This is a genomic window from Allobosea sp. FBZP-16, from assembly GCF_002831785.1.
Lineage (GTDB): Bacteria > Pseudomonadota > Alphaproteobacteria > Rhizobiales > Beijerinckiaceae > Allobosea > Allobosea lupini.
Window position 1 is genome coordinate 65,914 of record NZ_LNCQ01000026.1, and the last position, 22,214, is coordinate 88,127.

The following is a 22,214-nucleotide window of genomic DNA, read 5'->3' on the forward strand; positions in this document are numbered from 1 at the left end:
TACTCAATTCAGCGGGAAGCCGCCCGCCTACTTTAAAAGTGAACCTTTTTGTCAATTTTGGTTTGACATCAGAGCGATGGCCAAAAGCGGTTCTCGCCATCACTTTGAATGTATGCCATAATGTCCATCATGGATGGACAAGGCGCGTCGAAGCTGAAGCAACTCCTCCAGACCATCCCGCCGGGGTTTCTGGTGGATATGGCCTGGATGACGCGCCACGCCATCTCGCGACAGTCGGTTTCCGGCTATGTGAAGCAAGGCTGGCTGGAGCGGCTGAGACAAGGCCTCTACCGCCGCCCCCTTAACACCGGCGCAAGTCGAGAAGCCGCGACGGGATGGAAAATCCCATTGCTCTCCGCGCAATGGATCATGGGACATGGCTTCCATGTCGGAGGGACGAGCGCCCTCGGCCTTCACGGTCATTCGCACTATCTGCAGTTGGGCGGGGACGCAGCGATCTATCTCTACGGCTCGGACATACCGACATGGCTGGTCGAGCTGCAAACCGATGCACGGTTCGTCCGGCGAAGCGATGCGCTGTTTGGGGAGCAGCCGACCGGAGTTGAAGATAGCGAATTCAGCCTGTCCGACGGCCCGGATGTGGAGCTCACCCTCAGTCCCTGGCGTTGGCCGATACGGATGTCGTCAGCGGAGCGAGCGATCCTCGAGGCACTTGACGAACTGCCAAAAAACGAGAGCTTTCACACCCTGGACATGGCGTTTGAGAGCTTGGTCAATCTGCGCCCTAAATTGCTGACGATGCTGCTCGCCCAATGCCAGAGCGTGAAGGTCAAGCGCCTGTTCTTCGTCTATGCCGACAAACACGCTCACGCCTGGCGAAAGCATATCGACATGTCGCTCATCGACATGGGGCGAGGCGATCGCGCTCTCGCCGCCCTCGGGCGGCTGCACCCGACCTATCGGATCACGGTGCCGGCCGACCTGTTGCCGCAGGAGGCTGCCCATGGCGCGTGAGCAATATATGCGGCAGGTCGAACTCCTGGTCCGGACACTGCCCTTCATAGCGCGCCAGGACGTGTTCGCGCTCAAGGGCGGCACCGCCATCAATCTCTTCTATCGCGACATGCCTCGCCTGTCGGTCGACATCGACCTCACCTATCTTCCGATCGAAGATCGTGACGCGACACTTGCCGGTATCGACGAGGCGCTTGATCGCATCCGCGAGGATCTTCTGCGAAACCTCCGGGGCGTGACGGTCCAGCGGATCGCCGGCGGCGGCAACAATGACACACGCGTGCTGGTCCGCCAGGGAAGCACCGAGGTCAAGATCGAGACTTCGCCAGTCGCGCGCGGAACGGTGCATCCTCCCGAACTGCGGCCGGTCACCGACGCCGTCGCCGACACATTCGGCTTCGCCGAGATGCAGGTCGTCGCCTTCGATGATCTGTTCGGCGGCAAGCTCCATGCAGCGGTCGATCGCCAGCATCCGCGCGATCTGTTCGATGTGAAGTTTCTCTATGAGAACGAGGGGCTTACCGACGCGCTGTTTCGGACCTTCCTGGTCTATGTTGCAAGTTCTGGCCGGCCGCCGCACGAGTTGATCAAGCCGTCCCTTGCCGAGATCGACGACGCCTTTGCCAAAGAGTTCGAGGGTATGACGGTCAGGCCTGTGAGCCTGAGCGAGTTGAAGGACGCGCGAGCGCGCCTGACCAAAGACCTGCTCGCGAGGCTCGATGGCAGGGCGATGCGGTTCCTGCTTTCGCTGCATGATGCTGAACCGGACTTCGAGGTGATCGGATTGCCGCAAGCGGCAGATTTGCCGGCAGTTCGCTGGAAGCTGCTCAACCTCACGAAGTTGAAGGAGCAGAACCCCGGAAAGCACGCCGAGCAACGCCAAGCGATTGCGGGAATGTTGTCATAGACACCGGATCTGAATCATCGATTGGCCATGAGTGACATCCCGCGTTCCGGGACATTGGGCTCCCCGACAGATATAGAGACGATAAGCAGCAAAGCCGATCTCGCGGCGATGGACCCCTAACGTTTAAATGGCCTGAACGCGCGGGCAATGGAGCTGGGCGGAGAAACGAACAGCCCGGGCGCATCGACCCACAGTTTCGCGACTTGTACGAGCTGCTCGACTTCCGTCCCGGGGAATTGATGTTTCTTCAAGATCTCGGTGCTGAAACGCTTGCTCGAAGGCTGCCGCCCATCCCCACCGGCAATCGGGTCGATATCGACGTAAAGACGCTCCGGTCCCCTTCTTCCCTTCAACATCTGCGCATGATTCGTATCATCATCGATCCAAGTGGCGATCTTGTAGCCGTTGTATTCCATAGTGACGCTGTACTCCGTACTGAAGCGGTCTGAGCGCTGGCCTATTGCTGAACACCAGCGGTCAACTGATGCACCATTGTTCCGGGGCAAACCCGTCTCGCCATCTCGCAGAGATGCGGATGATGCGTGAGGTAAATCACCTGCCCGACCAGCGCCATCTCACCGAAGAGCCGAAACGCCTCCTCGGCCCTGAAATCATCAAAAGTCTCCATGATGTCGTCGGCGATGAACGGAACCGGCTGCCGAGAGGCGACGAATTCGTAATAACCAGCCACCCGCAGCGCGAGATAAAGCTGGAAGCGCGTGCCCTTAGATAGCTCCGCGGCTTCCTTCGAGCCGCCGCCCGCCCCAAGCGCAATCAGGATCTCGCCGTCTTTCTCCGGCTGGGCGGCGAGCCCGGCATAGGCGCCACGGCTGATCGTCGCAAAGGCCTCGGAGGCTCTCGCCATCATCGAGCTGCGATGCAGGTCGCGATAGGCGCGCAGCGCCTGTTCGGCCGCGGCGGCGCCGAGCTTCAGTCTGAGATAACGGAGCGCGCGATCCTCGATATCGAGCAGCAGCGTGCGCTTCTCCTCCTCGATCTTCGCCACCGCGCCATCGCCGCCGACGGCCTCGACCCGGTCGAGCGCCTTACTGTGCACGGAGAACAGGTCACGGCTGCGCTGGTCCTGATCATCGAAGCGGGCCTTTAGCTCGACAAGCTCAGCCTCCAGGGCAGTGTGATCGCCGAGATCGAGGACAGCTTCCGCCTCGTCTATCGCGGGCAGCCGAAGTGCCGCGAGGATGTCACGCTCGGCAGCGTCGGCCTGCGCCGCCAATTCCGCCCTCTTCTCGATGACTGACAGCTTGCTGGAAACCTCCGCCAAGGTCGGGACGCTGAAGAACGCGGTCATCTCCGTCTTGCGGCGATCGTGAACCGCCAAGGTCTCGGAGAGCGTGCGGTGCCGGGACCGAGCAGCCTCGAGGTTTTGGGCAGCGGTCGCCCGCCGCGTGCGTTCGGCGTGGGCTTGCTGAATCTGAGCGCCGATGACCTGCGCCAGATCCAGGACATCGCCCGAGGATGCAACGATCCCCAGCTCATTGGCGAGCGCTTCAGCCTCATCGCGGAAGGCGGCCTGATCCTTCTCCATCTTGCCGATCCGGTCGACGAGGCCAGCCTTCTTCTCCAGCACGGGACCCAGTTCAGTGATGGCGGCGAGGATTTCGCGAACTGTGGCAAGCGTCGGCGCTGTACCGCCCTCTCCCAGCCAACAGGCCGAGCAGGCTTTGGTCCATGAGGCGTTCCAGTGCCGGCCGGCCCCCGTGGCCTTTTCGACATCACGCTCGCGGCTCGCCAGGTCACGCTGCCTTTCATCGACGCTGGCCCGCAACGCCTTCAGCTCGACCTCTCGATCGATTGCCCCCTGCCCTGCTACCAGCAGCGCCTCGAAGCCGGCATCCGTGCCCTGCGGCAGACCGGCTGCGGCAAGTGCCGTCGCCAGCCGATCCCGGACAGCCACGGCGTCGGCTGCCGCCTCCCGGAGATCGCTTTCCGCCGCTCGGACGAGCGCCCGCGCCTCCAAAGCCTTGTCTCGACGGCCGAGCCAAGCTTCGAACTGAGGCAGCGAGATACTGTCCGACAGCCCCGGGCAGGTCGTGGCTACGGCTGCCGCGATCTCGCGCTGGAGGCCATGCAGAGCCGTTGTTGCGACATCCCGGAGTTCGATGGCGCGGTGGCACTCTGCCTTCGCAATGGCCAGCGCCTGGCTCACCTGGTGGAGTTTTGCGACGTCCGCCACATGACCGAGTCGTCCACTCGTGACGATGTCGTCACGCCGAAGCGCCGCCTCGAAGCCGTCGGCCGAAGCCGTATCGAGCGTGCCGCGATGAGCGGCCCAGGCCTGCTCCCGGATTGCACGAATGCTCGCGGCCTCCTGATCAGAGACGAGACCTGAGATCCCACTGAGCGCGTCCAGCTCGGCCGTCAGGCGGACCTGCTCCGTCGTCAGGCGCTCGACCTCGCCGGCATGCTGTTCGATCCGCTTCTGAGCCTCAGCGATCGCCAGCGTCCAGCGCTGAATCTCAGCCACAGGGGGAGCAGGCAGATCGACGAGTTCATCGACGTCACCGCTCCAGGGTTGCAGCGCGCGCAGGCGATCCGCCAACGTCGCGCGGGCGGCATCACGAGCCCGTTCGGCCAGCCGGCGACGCGCTGCATGGTCGTCCGCCCGCGCGGCCGCAACGGTCGCCGCGAGCGACATCCATGTCTCTCGCCCCTGCCCCGTCTGCGGATCGCCGCCGGCCTTACCCAGCCTGGCCTGCGCCTCGTCCAATCGGCGACGAGCCTCGGACAACTCGTCGGCAGCCGATTTCAGCGCGGCCTCGATGCCGGAGCGCGTCTCGATCAGCGTGCGAAGAGCACCGACGACGGAGGCTCCCAGCACGAGGCGCTTGGGATCTATCTCTCCGGTCCGCTCGATGCGGCCCAGGATCGTGGCAATCGCGAGTTCGGCCTCGCGCAGTTGCAGGCGGCGCTCAGGGATGTCCTTCTCGGCCGTGACATGGCGAGCACGCAGATCGGCAAGCCGCTCGACCTTGTCGGCCAGCCGCAGCGCCGTCTCGTCCACCACAATCGCATCGAGTTGCCCCGACAGCTCCGCAATCTCCTCGGTGAGACCTTGCGCGCGAATGCCGAGCTCGATCTCGTCCTTCTGCAACTGCGGCAGCTCCTCTGCCCAGCCGCTCGGAGCGTCGGGGAGGTTGGCCAACGGCGCGATGCGCTGGCGGAGACCGCGCAGATCTGCCAGCCGGGGCAAAGCGTTCAGATGGCGCTGGATTTCGTCCATGCGCGCCTGGATCCTCCCGCGGCTGCCGATCGCTTCTTCGTACTGAATGGCAGCCCGATCGCGGGCTTCGATGAGCTGGGCATAGTCCGACGCTAGCGTGTCGACCCGCTCCCGCTCAGCCTTGAGCTCTACGAGACGGGCCTTGAGGTCCGAGAGCTTGCCGCTGCGGGCGCGGTATTTGTAGAAGCCCTCGGCCTCGGCCTTGAGATCGACGAGACCTTTGCTGAGATCGGCCAGGCCAGCGCTGGCGGAAAACAGGAGCTGGCCGAGATCGCCCTTGCTCGACAGGATGCTTTCGCCACCTGCCTCCAGCGTCGCGTCGTCGAGCGAGAACATGGTGCGATAGGATTCGCGATCGATGCCGCCGAGTTCTCCCAGGAGGACGCCCTCAGTAATCGGCTGGTCGCGCGCATCGAGCAGGCTGTTCTGTGGCCGCTTGATCCGAACGAGCTGCTGGGGACCGCCCGCGAGCTCCAGTGTCCCGCCGACGCGCATCGTCGGATAGGGGTGGATGAAGTTGAAGCGGCTGCGCGTCTCGATCCCGAAGAGAAGATCGAGAAATCCGGCCAGAGCCGTCGATTTGCCGGCCTCGTTAGGTCCGTAGACGATGTGCAGGTCGGGCTGACCTTCCACCCGCTCGCCAAACTCGATGCGGTGATCGGTGAACTTGCCATAGCGTGTGAGATCAAGGCACTTCAGGCGCATCAGGAAACGCCGCCTTCCGCACCTGCGTGAAGCCTGGCGAGCACGTCCTCGGATCCGTCCCTCGCCAACGCTGCGATCGTGGACTTGAACGCCTCTTCGTCCGAGCCGAGCAGGCCGCGGCATTCCTGCGGAAGCTGCGTCCTGAGCTCCTCGGCGATGCCCGCGATCTCAGCCTGGTAGGCGTCGGAGCCGATGACCTCCTCATCGATCAGGCGGCGCAGTTCGGTGAGCGGATCGGCTGATGCGCCGACGATCGCACCGGGCGCCCGGCAATCGACCTCGAGCTTCTCGACCCAGCAGCTCCCGATGACGGATGCCCGATCATCCGCTTCCGTCTTGAGGAGATCGAGATCGCGCCGGATGCGCCAGGCCAGGGGCGTTGTCCCCGTCACCCGCAGGCGGGCGACAAGATGTTCCGAGGCGACGTGGCCGCGCGCCTGCTCCAGCGCTCGCGCCAGTGCAGTGACGAGATCGCGCCAATCGTCGATTCCCGTCGCGTCGACGGTAACCCTCTCGAACTGCGCGATGCTGGTGACCCGTTCCTCGATCCATATCGAGCGATCGTCGCCGATCGTGACCAGGGTCACGGATTTGGCGCCGGCCTCGTTGATGTCTCGGCCTTGCGGCATACCGGGCATCACAATGGCGCAGCCGCTCTCGACGACCCAGCGCTTGTGGACATGGCCGAGCGCCCAGTACCGAAAGCCGGTGCCCTGCAGATCAGCGAGACTGCAGGGGGAATAGAGATCATGTCCGGGCGCGCCGGCGAGACTGGTATGCATCAGGCCGATATTAACGGCTCCTTCAACCGGGGGCCTGTACTTGCCGAGAAGGCTTTCGGGGGCATGGGGTTGCGCGAAGCTGAGACCGTGGATCGCGACAGGAAACTGGCTGGCTTCCCGCTCGATCGCAATCACCTCGGCGCGACCGCCGAACAGCTTCACGGAATCCGGCAAGATCAGTTCCCTGCTGATCCGCGACAGCGCATCATGGTTGCCGCGGATGACGAAAACCCGGATGCCGGCCTCGTGCAGCCGGCGGAGCTGTTCGGCCAGGAACCGCGCCGTCTTCATCGAGGTCTGGTCGCCATCATAGAGATCGCCGGCCAGCAGCAGCGCGTCGACCTGCTCGTCGAGGCATAAATCGATGATGCGGACGAAGGCCCGCCGAGTCGCGTTTCCGATTAGATCCGCTAAGGCGGGGTCACGCAGCGCTAGAGAGCGAAGCGGCGAATCCAAGTGAATGTCGGCTGCGTGGACGAACTGATAGGCCATTTTGCTCCGTCCCGACCTTCACGCCCCCAATACGATAACCGGAGTTTACGTGCAGATCGATAGGCTCGATTTTGAGTCGTCGTTTTGCGATCATATACCTTAGAATGCACGCCAAAATTGAGAATTCGCAATTGGAGAGGACAACGACTTAAGGGGAGACGATCGCCAACGTCTTCGGTTAAGCGAAAACGTTCTCGTTCTCGAAGCGTGATGTACCTCGGCGATTTGCAATCCTCTGACTTCGTCGGGGCAGACGCGATCCCCTGCTCGACAATCCCGAAACGGGTGGAACTGAATGCCTACACTGCCATAGCTCTCTGATTGCCTTTTCACTTCATGCTGTTTGCGGTCCACGCTGTGGGCCGATGATTCTGCCGGGCCTGCTTCGAACTTTTTTTCGATCGGCGTGGTTCCGGTTCTGGGCTTCTTCCGGAATTAAGAGGCGTAGAGGCGGGCCAAACGTGGACGCCGGAACACCACTGTTGCGCACGCGAGGCGGTAAATGGCGAGACCACTGAACAAGAAGATGGACGAAGGCGGCTTCTACACCCGCCGGCCCGAGATCGAGGCCTGCATCGACGAGGCGCTGGCCCAGAGTCCCGAGAGGGTCTTGCAGCGGGCGGCGATCCGCAACGTCCGCGACCCCGACTACATGCCGATGGAATGCCTCCTCCACCTGATGCGAGAGGCCCGGCTGAAAAAGGACAGGTCGACGGAAGGCAAGCTCTACGTCCATTTTATGTCCCGCTGCGAGGCGCGGCTGAAGCGGGCAATCCCCGATGGCAGCCGGACAGACGCCGGCAGCCTTCGCGACGAGGTGATGTTCAAATTCAACGTGATGTTCGCGCGCGTGGGCAGCAACGAGGACAGCACCGCGCTCGACTATTACGAAGTGAATTTCAATCAGGCGTTCCAGTTTCTCTGGTGGAAGCAGGTCCGCAGGGACAATGCGCGCAAGAAGGTCTTCGTCGATATCGGTCAGGAAAAGGACGAGGACGGCCGCCCACTCGACCACGAGAACATACTTGCAAAGCTGTCGGAGGCTGCACGCAGCCCCGCGCAGCAGGGTCATTACGTCTACCTGACGCAGGTCGGCAAATTCCTCGCCACCTTATCCCCGGAGGAGCGGGAGACCGTCAGACTGGTACTGATCGAAGGCTACACGATCGAATCGGATGACCCGGACGAAGTAACCGCCGCTAGGATTCTTGGCGTGGGCCGCCGAGCCATCAACAAGCGGCTCGCCAAGGTGGCGGCCAAACTGAAAACATTCCGGCAGGAGAGCTGACCATGATGACCAATAGTACGAAGGACGAGGGTGATGTGCTTTATGCGCTCGCCCTCGCCATGCCGACCCCCGATCCAAAGACGCTCGACGCGTTCGTTCGCAGACATCCGCAGCACGCCGCAGCCTTGACCGAATTTGCTGTGCAGCTTGCGCTGACCACGAGCTCTCTTGGCGACGAAGAAGGCGACGAGGCCGCCGATGGAGCGGTCAGCCCGGCAGTCTCGCGTGCCATCAGCCACTTCCAGAACGTTTCGTTCGAGTTGGAGAAGAAGGGATTGGCTGAAGCGCCAATCGCATTCGCCAATCCCTTCACATCTCTCAGCACCGACGGGTTTCGTGCGTATGCGGCGAAGCTTGGCGCCAACTCGATATTCGTCATGAAACTTCGTGACGGCAGGATTGAGCCCGAAAGCTTGAATGCGCATCCCGGCTTTTGCAGGGTCGCCGCCGCCGGCCTCGACGTCCCGGTCGAAGCGCTGATGGCGCATGTTCGCTCCGGACCGACCGTGAACGCACAGCAGCTCCATAAATCCGACAGCAAACCGGTCGCACAAAAACGCGAGACGTTCGAGGAAGCAGTCCGAAGCTCGGGCCTGACACCCGAACAGCAACGGCATCTTTTGGATATGTGAGACGCCTGTGGATTCCTTCGAAACCATTCGGGTCGTTGCCGCACAGCTGCACGACCAATTCGTGGCCGCCGGCGCCGATGCGCTGAAGCCGCTGACGCTCGTCGATGCCGCGATCCGGCATTACGGCATAGAGTTGGCGTTCCTTGAGCCGGGCAATACGGCGCTCAATGGCGGCCGCGCGGTTTTCGACCAGCAGAGCCGCACGATCTGCGCGGAAGACAAAGGCTCGGACGCGGATCGCGCGCTTCTTGTTGGGCATGAAATTGGCCACGTCGCTGTCCATACGATGTCGAGCTGTTGCAGCGCGAGCGACATCGACCCGTCTCGCTCGACCGAGTTAGCCCCCGTCGGACTGCAAAAGGTCGAGGATTATGGCGCCCGCGAACGGCGCGAACTAGAAGCAAACGTTTTCGCCCGCGAGTTCCTGTTTCCGCGCCACCTTGCGCGACACATGCATGTCGAACAGGGCATGTCGGCAGCCGACATCACCGCTGCGACTGGCCTGCCGGTTCCGCTCGTGCGCCAGCAAATCCTGGACGAACTGCTCCTGCCGAAGATCGAGCTAACCGAGAGCAAACCGAAGCCGACCTTCTCGGAAGATCCAGCCCAAGAGAACGCCGCGCGCCATCGTGGTACGCCCTATCTTTTGCGAGCGGGTCCCGGCACCGGCAAGACTCGCACTCTTGTTCGACGGGTCGAGACGCTGATTGCGGACCATGTCGATCCGCCATCCATGCTCGTGTTGACCTTCTCGAACAGGACGGCCGGCGAATTGTCCGAGCGTCTCTCCAAAGCCATCGGGGAGAATGCAGCCCAAATGTGGGTCGGCACCTTCCACGGCTTCGGCCTCGATCTGGTAAGGCGGTTTCACGAAAAGCTCGCGCTGCCATCGGACCCGACGCTGTTCGACCGCAGCGACGCAATCTCGGTGCTGGAGCAAATCCTGCCCACTCTGCCGCTCAGGCACTATCGCAATCTCTGGCACCCGGTCGTCGTGTTGCGCGAGATTTTGCAAGCGATCTCGCGCGCCAAGGACGAAGTCGTGACACCCGCAGAATATCGGCGTCTGGCGGAAGCCATGGCGAAGAGCGCCGACCCGTTGGACGAGAAGGCAACCGATCTCGCCGCCAAATGCGTTGAGATCGCATCGGTCTACGAACTTTACGAAGACGCGAAACGCAGCCGAGGCGCAGTGGATTTCGGCGATCTCATCATGCTGCCGGCCTTGCTCATCGAGCAGGACGAGGCCGTGCGCAACGCGGTGCGTCTCCGCCACCGCCATCTGCTCGTCGACGAATACCAGGACGTCAACCGCGCCAGCGTCCGGCTAGTGAAGGCCGTCGCTGGCGCAGGCGAGAAGCTCTGGGCGGTTGGTGACGCTCGCCAGTCCATCTACCGCTTTCGGGGGGCGTCCTCCGCCAACATGGCTTCGTTCGGAACGGACTTCCCCGGCGCGAAGCTTGGTCAGCTGGGCTTGAGCTACCGATCGACTCAAAAAGTGCTGGACGCATTCGGTGGGTTCTCCGCAGGAATGCCATTGCCGCCGGAGCTCGCGAACCTGCCCCTGAAAGCCGAGCGCGGCATCGGGGAGGCGGAGCCAGAACTGCGCACGCTCGACGATCCTGCCGATGAGGCCGCCGGCATCGCCGCGAGCGTTCGAGAACTGGAGGCGAGCGGCATCGTCCTTCGCGACCAAGCCATCCTCTGCCGCACAAACGACAGGCTGAATGAGATCGCGCAGGCGCTGGAAGATCTGGGCATTCCCGTTCTCCATCTGGGCAGCCTGTTCGAGCGCGAGGAGGTGCGGGATCTGCTCAGCGTCCTGAGCCTCGCGGCCGATCGGTTCGGGGCGGGCCTCGTCCGCATCTCGAGCATAGAACGATATGCGATCCCGGCGCAGGATGTGAAACGGCTGCTCGACCACCTGCGCGCCAACAAGAAGCCGGCCATCCTCCATCTCGATGAACTCCCATCCATCGCAGGCCTTTCGCCAGCCGGCGTCCAAGGCGTCACGAAACTCGCTGGCGACCTCACTGGCATGAAAGCTTCAGCGTCGCCCTGGGACATGGCGACGACCTTCCTCCTCGACCGCACCGATCTCGTCCGCAAGATGGCGTCCGGCACGGGCATCGGCGACCGCATGCGGTCGATCGCGGTATGGCAGTTCCTCAATTTCTTGCGCGACCAAAGCGCCGTGGCGACAGGCTCGCCGGTGCAGACATTGCTCGATCGCGTCCGCAATCTGGTTCTGCTCGCGGAAGAGCGGGATCTGCGCCAGGTGCCTGACGCGGCATTGCAGATGAATGCCGTGCGGCTCATGACCGTGCATGGCAGCAAAGGCTTGGAATTCGAAGCGGTTCACATTCCAGGCTTCGTGAAGACCGGCATTCCCGCCAGCTATCGCGGCCTGTCATGTCCCGTGCCGGAGGGCATGATCGAAGGTGCAATCGGCACCGTGCCGGAAGAGGCCGAGCGCGCCCACAAGCAGGAGCAAGAATGCTTGTTCTTCGTCGCGATGTCGCGCGCGCGAACTTATCTGCGCCTCTACAGCTATCAGCGGCAGGCGAACGGCACAGCACGTAACCCTTCAGACTATCTGGCGCGGATCGCAGGCAGCCTGCGGTCGGTCGCGTCTCCAGCCAGGATCCATCTGCCGCCGCGTCCGCCACGCCGCATCGAGATCACCATCGCGGATGAGTGGGAGCGGACGCACAGGCATGTATCGGCATATGAGAGCTGCCCGTTGCGCTTCTTCTATACCCACGTCCTCGGCATCGGCACCGCTCGGCGGACGACGCCATTCGAGCGCACGCACGCCTGCATCTACGAATTCATCGACTGGCTTGCCGAAGCGCGGGTCAGCGCATCACCGGACCTGAAAGCCGCTCAGGAGGCGTTCGATGCGATCTGGAAGACCAGCGCCCCGCACGACAGCCCCTATGTCGCCGACTATCGCACGCTGGCCGACACCATCATCGAGGGCCTGATCAGGGCCGGAGCCGGCCGACGGTTTCGTGAGGCTTCTCCGCTCGCCATCAACTACCGCAATGGAAAGGTGATCGTCACACCGGACGAGATCGCCGAGCGGCACGACGGCGTCATCGTCGTGCGCAAGGTGCGCACCGGCAAGCGGGGCAAGACCGAATTCGGTAAGCTCGAATACTCGCTCTACCAACGCGCCGCTGCGCAGAATTTCGGGCCCCGCGCCGTGGTCGAGGCTGTGCATCCGAGTGACAGCGGCGTCGAAGACGTGCCAGCGCCCAAAGCAAAGAAGGCTGGCGACAACGACACGGCGGTCGAGAGAATCCTCGCAGGGATCGCAGCGGGTCTGTTTCCGCCCGATCCCAACGCTTTCAGCTGCCCCCGCTGCCCGCACTTCTTCATCTGCGCATCGGCTCCGCGAGGTCCGCTCGCCATCGCGTAGAATCTTTTTTCCCAGCCCGGTTCCGGTTTCGCCCGTGACCCGGAATTAGCCCGGCAGAAGCGACAGGAACGGCAATCGGGCCCGCCCTCTCGCCACCGAAAGGGTTGGGACATGAAGATCATCGACATCTACTATCAGGGCGAGGGCGTCGGCGCGCTCGAGCATCTGGAAATCGACGCCGAGGCCACGTTCGCTGCGTTGCAGGCGGTAATTGCCGGGAAACATGCCATCGCGGGTGAGATCGTCCTGTTCCTCGAGGATGAGGACGAGCCGATCGATAGCAATGCCAAGCTTCGTGACAAGGCTGGCCGCGCCGGGATCAAGGCGCATGTGCATCGTTGCCGCACGATCGAGGTCATCGTCCATTTCAAGGACAAGACCGTGCGCCACGCGTTCGCGCCGGGTGCGACGGTCGCCCGCGTCAAGCACTGGGTGACGGTCCGCAAGTTCGGCATGACCGAAGAAGAGGCGAGCCACCACCATCTGCAGATCGCCGGCACGACCGATCAGCCCGATCCGGGCACACATATCGGCACGCTCGCATCCTGCCCGAAGTGCAAGGTCGAGTTCGACCTCGTCACCACGCCGAAGGTCAACGGTTGGGGTGTCGCATGAGCATCCCGGCACCGGCAGGGCCCGACGAACGGGCCCTGCGCGCCGACCTCGCCCGACCGGCGTTTCGGCTCGCACAATCGGAAGGCCGCTTCCGGTTGATCTCGATCACCTGGCCGATCGTGTTGCTCGGCATCTCGGCCATCGACGGTCAGGAATACGTCCTGAGGTTCGATTGCAGCGGCTATCCCGCGATCGCACCGACGGCACGCCCCTGGGACGCGGAGCGCAACGCGCCGCTGCCTTTCGACCGATGGCCGCGCGGCAAAGGCGGTCGTGTCAGCGCGGTGTTTCGGCCCGACTGGAAGGAGGGCACCGCGCTGTATCTCCCATGCGACCGAGTCAGCCGGGAGGGACACGACAACTGGCGCACCGAAACACCCACGATGATCTGGCGTCCCGAGCGCGGCATCACACAGTATCTGGAGATTGTGCATGAACTTCTCAATTGCGGCGATTATCAACCGACTGCTCGCGCCGCAGCGTGAGCTGTCATGCTCCTGGTTTCTGTGGCGGCGATTGACCGCGCGACTGCGCGAGCGTGGGCGCGGCGAAAGCCGTGAAAGCGGCGCCTTCCTGCTCGGTTATGCCGACGCGAATGGCGCCGCGCGGATCAGCGATTTCGTCCTGTATGACGATCTCGATCCACACAGTCTCGACACCGGAATCGTCCGCTTCGACGGCAAGTATTTCGGGCGGCTGTGGGCGATGTGCCGGGAGCGCGGTCTGACCGTCGTCGCCGATGTGCATGTCCATCCCGGCGATTCCGGGCAGAGCAACTCCGATCGCGCCTATCCCATGGTCTCGCAGGCCGGGCATATCGCGCTGATCCTTCCGCGCTTCGCGCGCAAGCCGATCCAGCACGACGACATCGGCATCTACCGTTACCTCGGCGCCGGCGCATGGCAAACCGTACCGCGTGCTCAACGTCGCCAATTCTTCAACATTGGATTTTGAGGATTGCGATGAACACTTTTACCCCAGCCGACGAGATGCATCGGCTCGCCAAGCGAGCCATGGACAATGGCACGGTCGCAAGCCGGCAAGAGGCCGAGGCCTTGCTGCGCGGCTACCGGATCGCCTTGTCCATCGGACCGGTCGAAGCGATCGATCGTTATCACCAGGCCGCGCTGCTGACCGCAGTGGAACTCGGCCGGCGCGTCTTTCTCGGCGGCGTAACCGTCGAGGGCGACCTCGATGTGCCGCTGACCATTCCGGTGTCTCCCGGCCCGACCCTCCGGCACGCCGTCGTGGCCGCAGGCGGCACGCCATGGGCAGCGGCCGCGGGCATCCCGTTCATCGCGATCGGCGGTCCGGCCAAGCCAAAGTCAGACGGCTTCTCGATCAGGGCCGTATTCGATGGCTGGCGTGGTGGCATCGTGCCCGGTCATGTTGAAGGTCCCGATCGCGGCGAGATCGGACCGATGGCATTGGCGCCGATGCTCGCCGCCGCATTGGCGATCAATGAAGCGTTCCTCCACCTTTCGGGCGACAGTCCCTTCGCCGGAAAGCGAACTGCCGGACTCAATCTCTGGAATCTGTCGCGGTCGATCGACTGGATGTCGTGCGACGAGCGCGCGCCGGAGCTCTCCTACCTTCCATCCCGCCTCTGGCTCATCGGTCTTGGGCATCTCGGCCAGGCCTATCTCTGGGGGCTCGGTCTTTTGCCCTACGCGGCCGACGCGAAAGTCGAGCTGCTCCTTCAGGATGTGGACGTGATCACGCCTTCGACCGAGAGCACTTCGATCCTCTCCGACAGCACGAAGCTTGGCAAAAAGAAGACACGCGTTGCAGCTGCATGGGCGGAACGGCGAGGATTCGCCACCACCATCACCGAGCGGCTCTTCGACGAGAATTGCCGCCGTCACCGCGATGAACCGTCGATCGCGTTATGTGGCCTCGACAATGCCATGGGCCGCCGCGCGCTCGACGCGGTCGGCTTCGACTTCGTGGTCGAAGCCGGGCTGGGTCGCGGGCATCACGATTTCCGCAGCCTGCTCATCCACACCCTGCCTGGAGAAATGTCGGCGACCACGCTGTGGAAAGACGAAGGTGAAGGCAGCCAATCAGCGATCGATGCCGCGGCCTATCGCAAGATGCTCGACGAGGGCTCCCTCGACCGTTGCGGCGTGACTATGCTGGCGGGCAAAGCGGTTGGCGCACCGTTCGTCGGCGCGGTTGCGTCCACACTCGTGCTCGGTGAGGTGTTGCGTCTCCTGCACGGCGGCGCTCTGCACCGGCTGGTCGACATGAATCTGGTCGACCTCGCATATGCCCGCGCCGTTCCGCAGCTTCGCGACTTTTCCGGGTTCAATCCCGGTTTCACCGCAGCGCAAGCTTGATCGCGTTCATCAAGAGCCGCAGGTGAAAGGCCGCTCAGACCTTCCCTGAGGCATATGCAGGCTGTCACATAATTCCCCAGGCGCGATAGCGCTTTCGTCCCGTCAGCTCGCGCGGCAGGCTGGCGCCGAGCTCTTTCAGCATGGCCTCGACCGCTTGCGGCGTGACCTGCAGGCGCGCGGCCGCGAGCTGCACGGTGACGAGCGGCGACGCGACGAACAGGTCGACCAGTTCGCTGAGCTTGGAATTCCCCCGCCTCTCCTCGCACCTCCGCAACATCACGATTCGCGCCAAGGTCAATCGATCAAGATCCCCCTGACCAAACGCGGCCGCCTTGGCGATGGCGCCGAGCAGCCCCGCGATCCGGAGGCTAAGCGCCTGGTGCGGGCTCCAGCGAAACTTCCCGCGCCTCAACCCCAGCCCAAGCATGGGCAAATGCCCTGCCGCTACCCCGCGCTGCCGCAGCACGGTCGCGGCCAGCGCGAACCCGAGCTCGCCCGAGCGTTCCGACGGCTCGAGCCAGAGCCAGGCATCGAGCGCGAGCGCCGCCGCGAGCGCCGCCGGCAGCTCCCTGCCATCTTCCAGAATTTGGAGCCAGCGTGCGAGCCGCCCGGCCGCGTCATAACCGGGATCGCGCAGGGTCAGATTCTTGCGGCCTTCGTCGGAGGTCAGATCGTTCCAGGCGTCGAGCTTTTTGCGCGTGCGCACCAACAGCGCGTCGATCTCAGCAAAGGCCGGATTCCCGTGATCATCCTCCTCGTCCAGATCTAGGTCATCCTCATCGGCCTGGTCGTCATCGTCGTCTTCACGATCAGTCCGGTCCCATGGCGCCGCGAGCTGTTTTGCGGCCCCTGACGAGGTCGTCGCCCGGTCCGGCCGGTCTGGTTCCGGTGCCTCCTCGATCCCGAGCCGCAGTCGCAGGGCGCTCTCACTCAAAACCTCGGCCGGTTCACGCCGTGACAGGCGCCGGCGCTCTTCCAGGATGGTCGCGGCGCGGGCGACGTCGCGTGTCGGGCTGCGCACATCCATGCCGGCGTCGTGCAGGCAAAGATCCTCGAGCGGGCACAGGCCGCCAGTGAGCCCGATCAGGGCCTGGGCTTCAAAGGCGTGGCCGCGCTGGCGCGCGCCTTCGGCCAGGACGGGCTCGGCCCGGAGCAAACGCTCGTCGAAGCGGACGAGCGTGATCGCCGTGCTCTCGGAAGCGGCTGCGCAGTCCGAAACCAGAGCTTGGCGCTCAGCGCGTGGGAAGTCATATCGGGTTGAATTCACGCCTATAAATCTATCATAGCCAATCTAAAATGCTATTCGCTTGTTTCACATCGACACCCAAAGATCCACACCTATCATTCCCGATAAGAATGTATTATCGATAATGAGCCATCACATAGCAAATCCTTGCTGGCTGAGCCGCCATCGTGCTAGGTTTGACACGTGGCCACGCGATCGAAGGCGTCCAGGATGTCCGAACCACAGCTTTCCATTCGCAGCGCCAAAGCCAGGACGCTCGCACGCTCCCTGTCGCGACGCACGGGACTGTCGATGAACCGCCTCGTCGAGCAGGCGCTCGAGCGCTACGATCGCGAATTGCGCGCAGGCGCTCCCGCCGCCGCCATCGACATCGTCTGGGATCTGGCAGCAGCGGGACGGATAGGTGTGGCTGCTGGCGCGAGTTCCGCCCACGACGATCTCTACGACGACCACGGCCTGCCGCGGTGATCGCGCTCGATACCTCCGTCATTCTGGCCATCGCCCTCGACGAACCCGAGGCCGAGGCCTTCAAGGCCCTGTTACGCCATCAGCCTTTGCTGATCGGCTGGCCGACCCTGTTCGAGACGCGCGTGGTCTTAGGCGCGAAGGGGTTCGCGAATGCAGCCGAGATCGTCGCTCGCCTCGCCGAGGCCCCTAACGTCACCGCCCTGCCCTTCGAGGCCAAGCATTATCAAGGGGCCGAGATCGCCTATCATCGCTACGGCAAGGGGCGTCACCCCGCCGGGCTCAACATGGGCGATTGCTTTTCCTATGCGGTGGCGATCACGGCAAAAGCGCCGCTCCTGTTCAAGGGCAATGACTTCGGGCGAACCGACCTTATCTGCCATCCCGGCTCCATCGTTCTCGAACGCCGTAGATGACGGATTCGCACGCCGATCGGACGGAATTCGCCATGACCGACATCGTCACTCTCGGCGGCTCCGAGAACCGCCGCGCCCTTCAGCTCGACGCCCTTGCCGGTATTCTGCCGATGGAGCGCCGCGACAAGCTCGCCACCATCCTGACCGACGACGATGTTGAGACGCTTCGCCACCTGGCCAAGGAAGGCATGGGCGAGAACTCGCTGCGCGCGCTTGCCTCCGATCTGGCCTACCTCGAGGCCTGGTCGATCGCAGCGACGGGCTCGCCCCTGCACTGGCCGGCGCCAGAAGCGCTTGCGTTAAAGTTCGTCGCCCATCACCTCTGGGATCCGGCGCGTCGCGCCGAGGATTCTTCGCATGGCATGCCGGCCGACGTGGATGAAGCGCTCCGCGCCGGTGACCATCTACGTTCTGACGGCCCCCATGCGAGCTCCACCGTCAAACGGCGCTTGGCTCACTGGGCAACGCTGCACCGCTGGAAGGGCCTTGAGAGCCCGCTCGGCACGCCGACGATCCGCACCAGCGTGCGCCTGGCGGTCAGGGCCAGCGCAAAACCGCGACGGCGCAAGAGCAAGCGCGCCGTGACGCGCGACATTCTGGACCGCCTGATCGCGACCTGCCAGAGCGACCGTCTCGCCGACACCCGCGATCTCGCCATCCTGCTCGTCGCTTTCGCCTCGGGCGGGCGCCGGCGCAGCGAGGTGGCGCGCCTGCGGCTTGAGCAGCTGAGCGAGGAAGGCGATGTGCCGCTCGATCCCGATGAACCAGTCTCGCCACGCCTGCCCTGCGTGGCGATCGCGCTCGGCCGAACCAAGACGACACAGGCCGACGAAGATGCTCGCGTGCTGTTGATCGGTGCGCCGGTCGTGGCCCTGCGCGAGTGGATCGAGCGGGCGAATATCAAGAAGGGGGCGGTGTTTCGGGCGATCGACCGCTGGGAGGCGATCGACGATCGGGCGCTGACGCCACAAGCCGTCAATCTTATCCTCAAGCGCCGCTGCGCGATGGCAGGCCTCAATCCGGTCGAGTTTTCCGCTCATGGCTTGCGCTCGGGCTACCTGACTGAAGCCGCCCGCAATGGGGTCGCCCTGCCCGCCGCCATGCGACAGTCCCAACACCGGTCGGTTCAGCAGGCATCGCGGTACTATAACGACGCCGATCAGGCGCTCGGGAAGGCTGCAAGGCTGGCGATCTGAGCTTCCTCATGGGCGGCCCTACAGCCTGCATGCTTCCGGACAATCCACGAGAGTCGCGGCCATGCCATGAGCGACGACAAGCGGCAACGATTCAGTGCGCAACTTGAACAGGCGATCGACGCGGCCAAGGCGGCGTTGGCCCCTTGTTCGACGGCGGCGCCTATGACTTGTCGGAGGTCTCGTTCAAGCTCGGAATGCTACGCATCGTCATAATCGACCGGGGTCCGATCGCCGACCAGGTCGAGGGGCGCCGAGCTGTCGCCGTGTTGCGCCTGAAACAGCGGTTCTCGCACCCGATTCGGTAAACTCTATCGGCAGTGCCGCGGATCAAGTCCGTGCGCCAAGGCACGACGCGGCGCGCACAAGCCGCCGGGCGATTGCAGCTGCCAGGTACATTCAAGGGCCCGAGGCAATCGAAGACGCGACTGCGCATCGGGACGCTCAAGCGCGGCCATGAATCACCCTCCCCGGCAGACGCCATCGCGACCTCGCCTGTCGCTACGCGGCCGGCCTGGCAGATTGCGCCATCGAACCAGCGGCACGCGTCTCGCTCGCAGGGCGCATTGACCGCTCCGCTGAAACTTGACCCGGCGGCTGCGAACAGCGGGCACATTGTTGCCGGACAGAAGGTAACATCCGTCATCCCGGTTCCGAGTTTTCTACCCTCTCCGGGCTGCATGTCCTACTCACCTCGGCAAAAACGATCGTTGACACCGAGCAATCCCGGTCGATCCGCAGCGACGAACCCTGACCCAGCAGCCAGCGCTCAACCTCCGCAGCACGCGCCGGTCCAATGCCCTTCTCCTGCTCGAGCTCAGCGCGGCTATAGGCCGCCGCGATCCGCGCCAGATTGACTGCCCTGTCACGAAACGACCGGCCGCCAAGTGCTGCGTGACGCCCAGAGAGAAGCACGGTGAGGATTGCGCGAGACAGCTTTGCCATGCTGGTCATCACAAGCCCTCGCAAGGTCTCTTGCAAGGCCGTGATCTCCTTCAGCCGAACATCCAGACGTAGGCGTGGCCATGCCGCATCACCCTCAGGCCCGCTTCTTCTCGCGCCGTCGGCTGCCGATCAGCGCCATCAGCATCGGACCGAGCGAGAATTCGGCCGCGTGCGCTTTTCGCGTTAGCTCGCGTAGATAACCGCCGGCGCTTGAAATCGCCTCGCCGCGCTGCAGGATTGCCGCCGCGACGATCGAGGCCTGAACCTCGCCCATAACGCCGATCGCTTCCTCCCAGGCGCTTGGACTGATCCCCAGCATGGGCCGGATGACAGCGACGGTCGCCAGAAAGTCGCGCCAGTTCGCGATCCCGCCCTTCGAATAGTCGATCAGGTCGGGACAGGCATCCAAAACCATCCCAAGTGGGAACGTCCCTTCCGGCATCCGCTTCGGTACCGGCACGATCTCCAAACCAGCCCCCCTGCTTTCTGGAAAGCGAGGTTCAAGATCAACAGGGGATTCTGGATTTGAATTCTGTATGTGACGCTCAATCTGAGACTCATTGCCGCTCAAATTTTTAGTTTTAACATGAGTTTCCAGCAGGTTGAGTATCTCGTCGGCAAGCAGGGAGAGTTCGTCGGCGATCGGCTCCAGCGCCGGGCGCGTTGGACTGCGCGGAATCCGCGCCATGATGCCTCGGTAAAGGCCGTGGATCTCAGCCCAGTCGGCCGGTCCGTGTCCTGCTTGCTGTGTCGCGACGCCCTCCTGGAGGCCCGTCGTGATCATCTTGACGATGTCGCGCCTGCAGATCGTGATCCGTTCTTTAACCAGCCGCAGCGCGCGAGCTTCAGCCTCAACCTCGGCCGCCAAGGCTTCGAATTCCTCGGCTCGCACGACGAGCGGCGCCAGGTCGAAACCGAAGGCGAACTCGATCTCCCCTGCCCTGCCCTTGCGGGCGTAGCGCTTGCCGTTGGGGCTGTCGCGCCGGACGATCAGGCCGGTATCCACCAAGGCGGCCAGATGGCGCCTGAGTGTCGCCATCGGCATACCGTGAGCGCGTAGGCCGAGCTGGTGGTTCGACGGGAAAACCACGAGGCATTCGCCGGTCAGGACGGTTTCCGGGTGGAAGGATAGCAGCGCATCCAGGACGGCCAAGGCGCGCTCAGGCACGCCGAGCGCGTTCTTGGCCGTGCAGATCGCGCGGAAGATATTCCACTTGTGGACCGCTTTCTCGGGCGGCCGCGTTTTCGCGCTCGCCTGGCTTGCCACATGGGCAAGCGTCAGCGATCGCCGCCCAAAAGGCGTCGTTGAGAGTCGTGGTTCCATGATCCTTGCCTCGTTTAGGGCAAAGGAAAACTGCTCACCGAAACGGCGCTGAATCTCGCAAGAGACTCTTGACGGTGATTCGTGGAAGTGCGATTCTGTGTTTGCTTAGGACACAGAGAAGGGCTTCCGGAACGTCGTTTCGGGGGCCTTTTTCTTTTGCGGGCTAATCTCCGTTTGTGGTTGCACCCGCCCGACGCCTGAAATCATCGTACAGACGATCCAGATTATCGGACAAATAACGGCCGAACGCCTTGGCATCCGGTCCTTTGGCCTTGATGGCCAAAGTGAATTTCCGTCCCTCCGCCAGCATCTCCGCCGCGACGGCCCCGTCGCGCGGTGCCCAACTTTGCCTGTCGGGTTCGCTACGGCTGCGGCTCTGTTTCGCCTTCAGACGACGTTCGACCGCAGCGAAGCGCTCATCGGTGGGCAGTTCAGCAAAGCCTTCGCCTTCGATCACGGCGATAGCCGCATCATAATGCGATGGGCGTTCGAGCAGCAGCTTCAGCTCATACCAGCGATCGCGGCCGATGCCCTTCGCGGGTCCGATTGCCCGCAGCACCTTCTCTGGAAGGCCCGCAACGGCGAGCATCTTCGAAAGGGTCGACCGGTCCAGGGCAAGAGCGGTCATGACGATGGCGTTGTCATCGTCATAACGCAGCTTCGCCAATTCGGAGGCATACAACGCCTTCTCGATGAAGGAGAGATTCGCGCGGGCCGAATTCTCCTGCCCCTGGGCTACGACATGTTCCCGGTCCTTCATCTCCTTGATGACGGCCCGGACCTTGCGGCCCAGCAGCTTGGCTACTTTCAGGCGACGGTGGCCGAAGACCACCATGTAACGCTCGCTCGAGGCCGGGTGAGGGCGCACCAGAATCGGGCTGTCCTGTCCGCGGGCGCGGATAGCTTCCAGTATCTCGTTAAAGTCCTGCTCGTTCTCCTCGAGACGATCTTTGATGAAGGAGGGATCGACGCTATCGGGATCGAGTTCGACTATGGGCTCGCCTTCCATGAGCCGGTCGGCGCGTGCCGTGATTTCGTTGAGAGAATTCAGGAAGGATTTCGACGCACCCTTGACCGCATAGTCGAGCGCGGGCTGCTCCTCGGAAGGAATATCCTTGGCCAACAAATTTGCGAAAGGATTTTTACGAGCCACTCCGCAGCCTCCTCATCGGGCGCATGCCGTTGAAATACAAGCCGTTTTCAGCCGTTTTTACGGCGGTCAACA

19 protein-coding genes are annotated in these 22,214 nt (G+C 63.3%); 12 read left to right on the plus strand and 7 right to left on the minus strand.

Features of this window, described 5'->3' with window-relative positions; genetic code table 11:
* Positions 1 to 120: 120 nt before the first annotated feature.
* Positions 121 to 975 carry a type IV toxin-antitoxin system AbiEi family antitoxin domain-containing protein gene (locus tag CXY91_RS14115; protein ID WP_349236594.1) on the plus strand — a complete coding sequence of 285 codons (855 nt, stop codon included), beginning with the start codon at positions 121 to 123 and terminating at the stop codon, positions 973 to 975.
* Complete coding sequence (locus CXY91_RS14120; RefSeq protein WP_100962028.1) at positions 965 to 1,882, plus strand: nucleotidyl transferase AbiEii/AbiGii toxin family protein; 918 nt, start codon at positions 965 to 967, stop codon at positions 1,880 to 1,882. The genes CXY91_RS14115 and CXY91_RS14120 overlap by 11 nt, the downstream gene beginning before the upstream one ends.
* 116 nt (positions 1,883 to 1,998) lie before the next feature.
* On the opposite strand, the gene CXY91_RS14125 is transcribed toward CXY91_RS14120, so the two are convergent.
* The 3 genes from CXY91_RS14125 to CXY91_RS14135 are packed head-to-tail and all read right to left on the minus strand — an operon-like array spanning position 1,999 to position 7,102.
* Complete coding sequence (locus tag CXY91_RS14125) at positions 1,999 to 2,298, minus strand: hypothetical protein (RefSeq protein ID WP_100962029.1); 300 nt, start codon at positions 2,296 to 2,298, stop codon at positions 1,999 to 2,001.
* A 41-nt stretch (positions 2,299 to 2,339) separates the two neighbouring features.
* Positions 2,340 to 5,828, minus strand: a complete 3,489-nt coding sequence (locus tag CXY91_RS14130; protein WP_100962030.1) for an AAA family ATPase — start codon at positions 5,826 to 5,828, stop codon at positions 2,340 to 2,342.
* Positions 5,828 to 7,102 (minus strand): metallophosphoesterase family protein, encoded by a 1,275-nt coding sequence (locus tag CXY91_RS14135; protein ID WP_100962031.1) that lies wholly within the window; start codon positions 7,100 to 7,102, stop codon positions 5,828 to 5,830. Before CXY91_RS14135 ends, CXY91_RS14130 begins: the two co-directional genes overlap by 1 nt.
* Before the next feature lie 502 nt (positions 7,103 to 7,604).
* On the opposite strand from CXY91_RS14135, the gene CXY91_RS14140 reads away from it, so the two are divergent.
* The 7 genes from CXY91_RS14140 to CXY91_RS14170 all read left to right on the plus strand — a co-directional run bounded on the left by CXY91_RS14140 (position 7,605) and on the right by CXY91_RS14170 (position 15,400).
* Positions 7,605 to 8,390 (plus strand): RNA polymerase sigma factor, encoded by a 786-nt coding sequence (locus tag CXY91_RS14140; protein WP_100962032.1) that lies wholly within the window; start codon positions 7,605 to 7,607, stop codon positions 8,388 to 8,390.
* 2 nt (positions 8,391 to 8,392) lie between these two features.
* Positions 8,393 to 9,022 (plus strand): hypothetical protein, encoded by a 630-nt coding sequence (locus CXY91_RS14145; protein ID WP_100962033.1) that lies wholly within the window; start codon positions 8,393 to 8,395, stop codon positions 9,020 to 9,022.
* A gap of 7 nt (positions 9,023 to 9,029) precedes the next feature.
* Positions 9,030 to 12,446, plus strand: coding sequence for an ATP-dependent helicase (locus tag CXY91_RS14150; RefSeq protein WP_100962034.1), 3,417 nt, complete (start codon positions 9,030 to 9,032; stop codon positions 12,444 to 12,446).
* A gap of 111 nt (positions 12,447 to 12,557) precedes the next feature.
* Positions 12,558 to 13,061, plus strand: a complete 504-nt coding sequence (locus tag CXY91_RS14155) for a hypothetical protein (RefSeq protein ID WP_100962035.1) — start codon at positions 12,558 to 12,560, stop codon at positions 13,059 to 13,061.
* The gene (locus tag CXY91_RS14160) at positions 13,058 to 13,546 is read left to right on the plus strand and encodes a DUF7665 family protein (RefSeq protein ID WP_100962036.1); all 489 of its coding nucleotides are present in this window, start codon (positions 13,058 to 13,060) and stop codon (positions 13,544 to 13,546) included. The genes CXY91_RS14155 and CXY91_RS14160 overlap by 4 nt, the downstream gene beginning before the upstream one ends.
* Positions 13,494 to 14,015: a hypothetical protein gene (locus tag CXY91_RS14165; RefSeq protein ID WP_158673404.1), complete on the plus strand. Its 522-nt coding sequence runs from the start codon at positions 13,494 to 13,496 to the stop codon at positions 14,013 to 14,015. The genes CXY91_RS14160 and CXY91_RS14165 overlap by 53 nt, the downstream gene beginning before the upstream one ends.
* An 8-nt stretch (positions 14,016 to 14,023) precedes the next feature.
* The gene (locus CXY91_RS14170; RefSeq protein ID WP_100962038.1) at positions 14,024 to 15,400 is read left to right on the plus strand and encodes a thiamine biosynthesis protein ThiF; all 1,377 of its coding nucleotides are present in this window, start codon (positions 14,024 to 14,026) and stop codon (positions 15,398 to 15,400) included.
* A 64-nt stretch (positions 15,401 to 15,464) separates the two neighbouring features.
* Here CXY91_RS14170 and CXY91_RS14175 read toward each other — a convergent pair whose 3' ends face one another.
* A complete protein-coding gene (locus tag CXY91_RS14175; RefSeq protein WP_100962039.1) occupies positions 15,465 to 16,667 on the minus strand; it encodes an RHE_PE00001 family protein in 1,203 nt (400 codons plus the stop codon).
* A 189-nt stretch (positions 16,668 to 16,856) separates the two neighbouring features.
* On the opposite strand from CXY91_RS14175, the gene CXY91_RS14180 reads away from it, so the two are divergent.
* Genes CXY91_RS14180 through CXY91_RS14190 form a run of 3 tightly spaced genes read left to right on the plus strand, consistent with a single transcriptional unit; the run spans position 16,857 to position 18,723 of the window.
* Positions 16,857 to 17,114: a type II toxin-antitoxin system VapB family antitoxin gene (locus CXY91_RS14180; protein WP_100962040.1), complete on the plus strand. Its 258-nt coding sequence runs from the start codon at positions 16,857 to 16,859 to the stop codon at positions 17,112 to 17,114.
* On the plus strand, positions 17,111 to 17,527 hold the full coding sequence (locus tag CXY91_RS14185) for a type II toxin-antitoxin system VapC family toxin (protein ID WP_100962041.1): 417 nt from the start codon (positions 17,111 to 17,113) through the stop codon (positions 17,525 to 17,527). The genes CXY91_RS14180 and CXY91_RS14185 overlap by 4 nt, the downstream gene beginning before the upstream one ends.
* A gap of 32 nt (positions 17,528 to 17,559) precedes the next feature.
* A complete protein-coding gene (locus tag CXY91_RS14190; protein WP_100962078.1) occupies positions 17,560 to 18,723 on the plus strand; it encodes a tyrosine-type recombinase/integrase in 1,164 nt (387 codons plus the stop codon).
* Positions 18,724 to 19,362: 639 nt separating this feature from the next.
* On the opposite strand, the gene CXY91_RS14195 is transcribed toward CXY91_RS14190, so the two are convergent.
* The 3 genes from CXY91_RS14195 to repB all read right to left on the minus strand — a co-directional run bounded on the left by CXY91_RS14195 (position 19,363) and on the right by repB (position 22,142).
* A complete protein-coding gene (locus CXY91_RS14195) occupies positions 19,363 to 19,674 on the minus strand; it encodes a hypothetical protein (RefSeq protein WP_158673405.1) in 312 nt (103 codons plus the stop codon).
* A gap of 85 nt (positions 19,675 to 19,759) precedes the next feature.
* On the minus strand, positions 19,760 to 20,989 hold the full coding sequence (gene repC / locus CXY91_RS14200; RefSeq protein WP_100962043.1) for a plasmid replication protein RepC: 1,230 nt from the start codon (positions 20,987 to 20,989) through the stop codon (positions 19,760 to 19,762).
* Positions 20,990 to 21,152: 163 nt separating this feature from the next.
* Entirely contained in the window at positions 21,153 to 22,142 is a 990-nt protein-coding gene (gene repB, locus CXY91_RS14205) for a plasmid partitioning protein RepB (RefSeq protein WP_100962044.1), read from the minus strand.
* Positions 22,143 to 22,214: the final 72 nt, after the last annotated feature.

What these genes read in the sequence shown, in the direction of transcription:
- CXY91_RS14115 (WP_349236594.1), top strand. Translation starts at nt 121, where the DNA reads ATGTCCATCATGGATGGACAAGGCGCGTCGAAGCTGAAGCAACTCCTC.
- CXY91_RS14120 (WP_100962028.1), top strand. Translation starts at nt 965, where the DNA reads ATGGCGCGTGAGCAATATATGCGGCAGGTCGAACTCCTGGTCCGGACA.
- CXY91_RS14125 (WP_100962029.1), bottom strand. Translation starts at nt 2,298, where the DNA reads ATGGAATACAACGGCTACAAGATCGCCACTTGGATCGATGATGATACG.
- CXY91_RS14130 (WP_100962030.1), bottom strand. Translation starts at nt 5,828, where the DNA reads ATGCGCCTGAAGTGCCTTGATCTCACACGCTATGGCAAGTTCACCGAT.
- CXY91_RS14135 (WP_100962031.1), bottom strand. Translation starts at nt 7,102, where the DNA reads ATGGCCTATCAGTTCGTCCACGCAGCCGACATTCACTTGGATTCGCCG.
- CXY91_RS14140 (WP_100962032.1), top strand. Translation starts at nt 7,605, where the DNA reads ATGGCGAGACCACTGAACAAGAAGATGGACGAAGGCGGCTTCTACACC.
- CXY91_RS14145 (WP_100962033.1), top strand. Translation starts at nt 8,393, where the DNA reads ATGATGACCAATAGTACGAAGGACGAGGGTGATGTGCTTTATGCGCTC.
- CXY91_RS14155 (WP_100962035.1), top strand. Translation starts at nt 12,558, where the DNA reads ATGAAGATCATCGACATCTACTATCAGGGCGAGGGCGTCGGCGCGCTC.
- CXY91_RS14160 (WP_100962036.1), top strand. Translation starts at nt 13,058, where the DNA reads ATGAGCATCCCGGCACCGGCAGGGCCCGACGAACGGGCCCTGCGCGCC.
- CXY91_RS14165 (WP_158673404.1), top strand. Translation starts at nt 13,494, where the DNA reads ATGAACTTCTCAATTGCGGCGATTATCAACCGACTGCTCGCGCCGCAG.
- CXY91_RS14170 (WP_100962038.1), top strand. Translation starts at nt 14,024, where the DNA reads ATGAACACTTTTACCCCAGCCGACGAGATGCATCGGCTCGCCAAGCGA.
- CXY91_RS14180 (WP_100962040.1), top strand. Translation starts at nt 16,857, where the DNA reads ATGTCCGAACCACAGCTTTCCATTCGCAGCGCCAAAGCCAGGACGCTC.
- CXY91_RS14190 (WP_100962078.1), top strand. Translation starts at nt 17,560, where the DNA reads ATGACCGACATCGTCACTCTCGGCGGCTCCGAGAACCGCCGCGCCCTT.
- CXY91_RS14195 (WP_158673405.1), bottom strand. Translation starts at nt 19,674, where the DNA reads ATGACCAGCATGGCAAAGCTGTCTCGCGCAATCCTCACCGTGCTTCTC.
- repC (WP_100962043.1), bottom strand. Translation starts at nt 20,989, where the DNA reads ATGGAACCACGACTCTCAACGACGCCTTTTGGGCGGCGATCGCTGACG.